The sequence below is a fragment of the Pseudoalteromonas sp. SG41-5 genome (assembly GCF_014164495.1).
Taxonomy (GTDB): domain Bacteria; phylum Pseudomonadota; class Gammaproteobacteria; order Enterobacterales; family Alteromonadaceae; genus Pseudoalteromonas; species Pseudoalteromonas rhizosphaerae.
In genome coordinates this window covers 1-6904 of the sequence record NZ_JACJFH010000145.1, presented here as the reverse complement: position 1 = coordinate 6904, position 6904 = coordinate 1, and the positions used below count along the sequence as shown (strand labels likewise).

Below are 6904 nucleotides of genomic sequence, written 5' to 3'. Positions count from 1 at the left end.
TGATGTATTTCCTGACAAACTGCACTTTGGTCGTATTTTTTATAATCAAGCGCGTATGTCGGGCAAAGGCATTCCACAAATTGCAGTCGTTATGGGTTTATGTACCGCAGGTGGCGCGTACGTGCCTGCAATGGCCGACGAAAGCATCATTGTAAAAGAGCAAGGCACAATATTTTTAGCCGGCCCACCGCTGGTAAAAGCGGCTACAGGTGAAGAGGTAACCGCAGAAGAACTTGGCGGCGCTGATGTCCACTGTAAAACATCAGGGGTTGCCGATCATTACGCTGAAAATGACGCTCATGCGTTATCAATTGCTCGCCAATGTATTGAACGAATTAATTATCAACGCCCTACTTCGCCAATATTAGAGCAAGTAAAAGCACCGCGTTATGATATTAACGAATTATACGGCATTGTTGGCACCGATCTTAAAAAGCCATTTGATGTTCGCGAAGTGATTGCACGTACCGTGGATGACTCTTCGTTTGATGAGTTTAAACGTTACTTTGGCGATACTTTAGTGACTGGGTTTGCGAAAATCTATGGTCATCCGGTTGGGATTGTTGCTAACAATGGCATTTTGTTTAGTGAGTCAGCTCAAAAAGGCGCGCACTTTATACAGCTGTGCGCACAACGAAATATTCCACTGGTGTTTTTACAAAATATTACCGGCTTTATGGTAGGTAAAAAATACGAAGCCGAAGGCATTGCTAAACACGGCGCTAAAATGGTGATGGCTGTTTCGTGTGCTGATGTTCCAAAATTTACCGTATTAATTGGCGGCTCTTATGGCGCAGGTAACTATGGCATGTGTGGTCGTGCGTTTGAACCGACTATGATGTGGATGTGGCCTAATGCGCGTATTTCTGTGATGGGCGGCGAACAAGCAGCAGGCGTTATGGCGCAAGTTAAGCAAGATGGTTTAGCCCGCAAAGGCCAAAGCATGACTGATCAGCAAATCAGCGAGTTTAAACAGCCGATTATCGAGCAATATGAGCAACAAGGTCATCCATACTATGCCAGCGCCCGTTTGTGGGATGACGGTATCATCGATCCAGCAGATACCCGAAGTGTGCTAGGTTTAGCTCTCAGTGCTGCAGCCAATGCACCAAAACGTGATTCGCAATTCGGCGTATTTAGAATGTAAGGACGTGAGTATGTCAGTAACACTACAAATAACTAAATCAAATGTGGCTGTACTCGTTTTAAGTCGCCCTGAAAAGCGCAATGCCTTTAACGAGCAAGTGATCCAAGAACTTATTCAATGTATAGAGCATGCTAATAGCTTAAATGTACGCGCCCTTGTTTTAAAAACTGAGGGAGAGCATTTCTCTGCAGGGGCTGATCTTAATTGGATGAAGTCCATGGCAAACAATGACTTCAGTGAGAATCTTGCGGATTCAAAACAACTTGCCAAATTAATGCATGTATTAGCCAGCAGCCCACTGCCAACGGTATGTGCTGTGCAAGGCGCGGCATTTGGCGGCGCACTGGGCTTAATTGCCTGTTGTGACATAGCCATATGCCAAGACAATGCACAGTTTTGTTTAAGCGAAGTAAAACTTGGCCTTATTCCAGCTGTAATCAGCCCGTATGTGATCAGAGCCATTGGCGAGCGCGCTGCACGTCGTTATTTTTTAACCGCTGAGATTTTTGATGCCCACACAGCCAAGCAATTAGGCTTAATTCATCAAGTAACCGGTAAACTTGAATGCGCGCTTGATCAACTACTCGAAACACTGATCAACAACGGCCCTGTCGCGGTTCGCGCAGCAAAACAATTGATCAACGATGTAGCTGGCCATGATATTAATGAACAAATCATAAATTTAACCGCAGAGCGTATCGCCAAAATTCGCGTATCTGAAGAAGGTCAAGAAGGGTTATCTGCCTTTTTTGAAAAACGCCCACCAAATTGGCAAAAATAGGGATCACCATGAGCACACAATCATTACAAAAAATTCTTATTGCTAATCGCGGCGAAATTGCCTGTCGGGTTATGCGTACCGCAAAGCAAATGGGCTTAACCACTGTGGCGGTTTACTCTGATGCAGATAAAAATTCACAACATGTAAAACTCGCCGATGAAGCCTACCATATTGGCGCAGCGCCGAGTAAAGACTCCTATTTGGTAGCTGATAAAATTATCCAAGTAGCACTGGATGCAGGTGCTGATTGCATTCACCCAGGTTACGGCTTTTTATCTGAGAACAGTGAATTTGCAAAGGCCTGTGAAGCCAATAATATTGCGTTTATAGGCCCACCAGCGAGCAGTATCGAAGCAATGGGCTCAAAAACCCGCGCCAAAGAAATAATGGCAGCCGCGAATGTACCATTAGTACCTGGTTATTATGGTGACAAACAAGATCCTGCGTTTTTACAAGCTGAAGCTGAAAAAATTGGTTACCCAGTGCTTATCAAAGCAGCCTTTGGTGGCGGTGGTAAAGGTATGCGCGTGGTTGAACATGCAAAAGACTTTATCAGTGCTCTACAAGGTGCACAGCGTGAGGCAATCGCCGGTTTTGGTAACGACTTAGTACTACTTGAGCGCTATGTTAATAAACCACGCCATGTTGAAGTGCAAGTGTTTGCTGATAATCACGGTAACTGTGTGTACTTAGGTGATCGTGATTGTTCATTACAACGCCGCCATCAAAAGGTGATTGAAGAAGCCCCTGCGCCTGGTTTATCTGACGAACTACGTAAAGAAATGGGCGAAGCCGCAGTACGCTGTGCACTTGCGATCAATTACCGAGGTGCAGGCACGGTGGAGTTTTTACTGTGTGGCGATGAATTCTTCTTTATGGAAATGAACACCCGGCTGCAAGTTGAGCACCCTGTTACTGAAATGGTGACTGGTGTCGATTTAGTTAATTGGCAAATTAACGTCGCCGCAGGTAACCCATTACCCATGCAACAAAGTGATATCCAATTACAGGGCCACAGCTTTGAAGCGCGTATTTACGCCGAAGATCCAAGCAATGACTTTATTCCTTGCTCTGGTACCATCAATGGCTTGTATATACCAGTTCAATCTGAGTATGTACGCATTGATACTGGGATCATGCAAGGGGATGAGATCAGTCCATTTTACGATCCTATGATCGCTAAATTGATCGTTCATGATGACTCGCGCGAGCAAGCTTTAGCACGATTAAGCACAGCCCTTGAACAATTTCATTTAGCGGGCTTTAGTTGTAATGTGAGCTTTTTACACACCCTTGCTAACCATGCAACCTTTAAGCAAGGCGCTCCTGATACTCACTTTATTGAAGAGCAAGGCGATGCGTTGCTTAAAGTTGATCAACAACACGCTGTTAGTAGCCGCATTATAGCTGCATTTAGCTATTTAACTGGGCTTAATCGTCAAGGAACTCAGAACGCATGGGACAGTCTAGCTGGTTTTAAACTCAATGCAGAAGCAACAATCAAGGTGCCATTCGTTGATAATGCGATCACTGCAACAGCTCATCAAGCGGGGTACACAGTCCGCATCGATGAGGTTGACTATACAACCTCTGGCAGTATCGACAATAACCTGTGTAGTGTATTTATCAATGGCAATAAACATATCGCCCATGTGGTTACTGCAGACAATACCATCACAGTAATGTACAAAGCATTGCAAACTACCTTTGATATTTTTGATAAACACTATATCAGTGATCACGAAAGCGATGCCCTACCGCTTGCAGCACCACTTAACGGTACCGTTGTAAAACACCTTATTGACGTTGGCAGCACCATCACAAAAGGTGATGCTGTGGTGATCATTGAAGCCATGAAAATGGAAGATACGCTCACCGCCCCCCATGATGGTGTATTGCAAAGCTATTGTTTTGCAGAAGGTGCTCTGGTGAGTCATGGTGCCCTATTAGCAATTGTCAGCGATGAGAGCGCAGCAGATGAATAGTACACTACCAAGTCATGTTCGCATTGTTGAAGTGGGTGCCCGTGATGGCTTACAAAACGAGCGTGCAGTAACTACTCAAGATAAGGTAACCTTAATTAACGCTCTTGCTGATGCAGGTATTAAAGACATTGAAGCAGGCGCATTTGTATCACCGAAATGGGTACCACAAATGGCCGATTCCAGCAATGTGATCAGTGCGCTTGATTTACCTACGACTAATTTAACGGCACTTACGCCTAACTTAAAAGGTGCAGAAGCAGCCCATGCTGTAGGTATTAAAGAATTTGCTATTTTTACTGCTGCCAGTGAAGCCTTTTGTCAGAAAAATATTAACTGCTCAATTGACCAAAGCATAGCCCGCTTTACTGATGTAATGGCCTTTGCTAAATCACATAATATTCGTGTTCGTGGTTATGTTAGTTGTGTGCTTGGCTGCCCATACGAAGGCGATATCGATCCGCAGCGCGTACTACAAGTATGTCAAAAGTTATTAGACCTTGGTTGTTACGAAGTAAGCCTAGGTGACACTATTGGCGTAGGTACCGCAAAAAAGGTCGATGAGCTGTTGGACGTGCTACTAGCTGAAATTGATAAGTCATTGTTAGCTGTTCATTTTCACGACACTTATGGTCAAGCGCTCACAAATATTTACACTGCCTTAAAGCGAGGTATAGCAACGGTTGACAGTGCGGTTGCAGGCCTTGGTGGCTGCCCTTATGCAAAGGGTGCGTCAGGAAATGTTGCCACTGAAGATGTAGTTTACTTACTACAAGGACTTGGCATAGAGCATGGAATTGATTTAGAAAGACTGGCTAAAGCTGGTTGGGCAATTTGCACGGCATTAAATAAACAACCTGTGAGCAAGGTATCCTTGGCACTTAAAAATCAAACTACTGATCAATAGTCTATATTTAGCCTTAAATTAGTAGTCATATAATTACAAATAAGGAGTGGGCCCATGGCCGGTTTCGATAAAGTGGTTTCAAGTTATGAAGCTGCAATGGAAGGCTTAAAAGATGGCGATACCATTATCGCTGGTGGTTTTGGTTTATGCGGTATCCCTGAGGGGTTGATCAGCGAAATCAAACGTAAACAAACCAAAGAACTTACTGTGGTATCGAATAACTGCGGTGTAGATGATTTTGGTTTAGGTATTTTATTGCACGACAAGCAAATTAAAAAAATTATTGCCTCCTACGTGGGTGAAAATGCCCTATTCGAACAGCAATTGTTGAGCGGCGAAATTGATGTAGAGCTTACTCCGCAAGGTACGCTGGCTGAAAAAATGCGTGCCGGTGGTGCTGGAATTCCTGCTTTTTATACAGCAACAGGTTACGGTACGCCTGTGGCAGAAGGTAAAGATGTAAAAGAATTTAACGGACGCCCTTATATCTTAGAAGAATCAATCACTGGTGAGTTTGCCATTGTAAAAGCATGGAAAGCGGACCGTTATGGTAATTTAGTGTTTCGACACACGGCGATGAACTTCAACCCAATGGCCGCAACAGCAGGTAAAATTACCGTTGCTGAAGTTGAAGAAATTGTTGAACCAGGCGAACTTGAGCCAAGCCAAATTCACACCCCTGGTATTTTTGTTAATCGCGTGATCAAAGGTAACTTTGAAAAACGCATTGAACGTGTAACCACTCGCGATTAAGGAGCAATAATTATGGCATTATCACGTGAACAAGTCGCAATGCGCGTTGCACAAGAACTACAAGACGGTTATTACGTTAACCTCGGTATCGGTATTCCTACGTTAGTGGCAAACTACGTACCTGATAACATTGAGGTGATGTTACAGTCTGAAAATGGCTTACTAGGCATGGGGCAATACCCTACTAAAGCAGAGCTTGATGCAGATATGATCAACGCAGGTAAAGAAACCGTGACAGCAGCTAAAGGCGCAGCCATATTTAATAGTGCAGATAGTTTTGCAATGATCCGTGGAGGTCATGTAGACTTAACTGTTCTAGGTGCATTTGAAGTTGACCAAAACGGTAGTATCGCATCGTGGATGATCCCTAAAAAGTTGATCAAAGGCATGGGCGGCGCGATGGACCTTGTCGCTGGTGCAAAAAATATTATCGTTACTATGACCCATGCAAGTAAACATGGTGACTCGAAACTGCTAGAAAGTTGCTCTTTACCTTTAACTGGTGTTAACTGTGTGAAGAAAATAGTAACAGATTTAGCCGTGTTAGAAGTCAAAGACGGCGCATTTCATCTTTTAGAACGCGCACCGGGCGTGTCAGTTGATGAAATTATTAGTAAAACAGCAGGTAAATTACTTGTTGATGGTGAAATCCCTGAGATGGTTTTTTAATTTAACGCTCAGGTCCACCTTGTACCGACCTCATTCCCAGTGCCAATGGCGCTGAGTTACCCAAAATCCCTCGCAAGAGGGATTTTTTTTGGCTGCACCAATTTGTCACACAAATAGCGTATAATGCCCCATGATTGTGAAAATCACTGAAATTGCTTAAACATATAATTTAATAAGCAACGGAAATAACTTAATATATTAGCTATTTAAATACTTATAGCAGATTAAACAATCCAATAAAGTCTATTTATTAGGCATTCTGGCAAATATTACCTATTCCCATACTTTAAGCAGAGGTTTTTTGCAAATTGGGATAATAATTGCTTAACTAACGTTATTGAGAATTACTAGCAACGACTATGCAAACACCTATCAGAGGATTGCGTTCATTTTGTTTTGCGGCAAGAACGCTAAGCTTTAAAGAAGCCGCCAATCAGCTTTATTTGACTCCATCTGCTGTTAGTCATCAAATAAAGCAACTAGAAGAACAGTTAGGGATTGAGTTGTTTGAGCGCCAAACACGCTCGATCAGACTTACAGCTGCGGGGAAAAACTTTTATGACTCGGTATCACCACTTATAAAAGCACTCGAAAAAACCATTAACGAATTTAGTCAGCTGCAAGAAAATATAACCATCAGCATTACTTTGCCAGAGTTTTTTGCC

7 protein-coding genes are annotated in these 6904 nt (G+C 43.3%); all 7 read left to right on the top strand.

What is annotated here, in order from left to right:
- Positions 1-1147, top strand: a 1147-nt coding sequence (locus H5232_RS21590) for a carboxyl transferase domain-containing protein (protein WP_182831491.1), incomplete at its 5' end; no start/stop codon positions are given.
- 10 nt (positions 1148-1157) lie between these two features.
- Positions 1158-1928 (top strand): enoyl-CoA hydratase/isomerase family protein, encoded by a 771-nt coding sequence (locus tag H5232_RS21585; protein WP_145233273.1) that lies wholly within the window; start codon positions 1158-1160, stop codon positions 1926-1928.
- An 8-nt stretch (positions 1929-1936) separates the two neighbouring features.
- Positions 1937-3913: an acetyl/propionyl/methylcrotonyl-CoA carboxylase subunit alpha gene (locus tag H5232_RS21580; RefSeq protein WP_182831490.1), complete on the top strand. Its 1977-nt coding sequence runs from the start codon at positions 1937-1939 to the stop codon at positions 3911-3913.
- A complete protein-coding gene (locus H5232_RS21575) occupies positions 3906-4817 on the top strand; it encodes a hydroxymethylglutaryl-CoA lyase (RefSeq protein WP_149982466.1) in 912 nt (303 codons plus the stop codon). The genes H5232_RS21580 and H5232_RS21575 overlap by 8 nt, the downstream gene beginning before the upstream one ends.
- A 54-nt stretch (positions 4818-4871) precedes the next feature.
- Complete coding sequence (locus H5232_RS21570; RefSeq protein ID WP_145233270.1) at positions 4872-5570, top strand: CoA transferase subunit A; 699 nt, start codon at positions 4872-4874, stop codon at positions 5568-5570.
- Between the two features lie 12 nt (positions 5571-5582).
- Positions 5583-6239, top strand: coding sequence for a 3-oxoacid CoA-transferase subunit B (locus H5232_RS21565; RefSeq protein WP_145233269.1), 657 nt, complete (start codon positions 5583-5585; stop codon positions 6237-6239).
- Between the two features lie 359 nt (positions 6240-6598).
- Positions 6599-6904: LysR family transcriptional regulator (locus H5232_RS21560; protein ID WP_182831489.1), on the top strand; the 306-nt coding region annotated here is incomplete at its 3' end.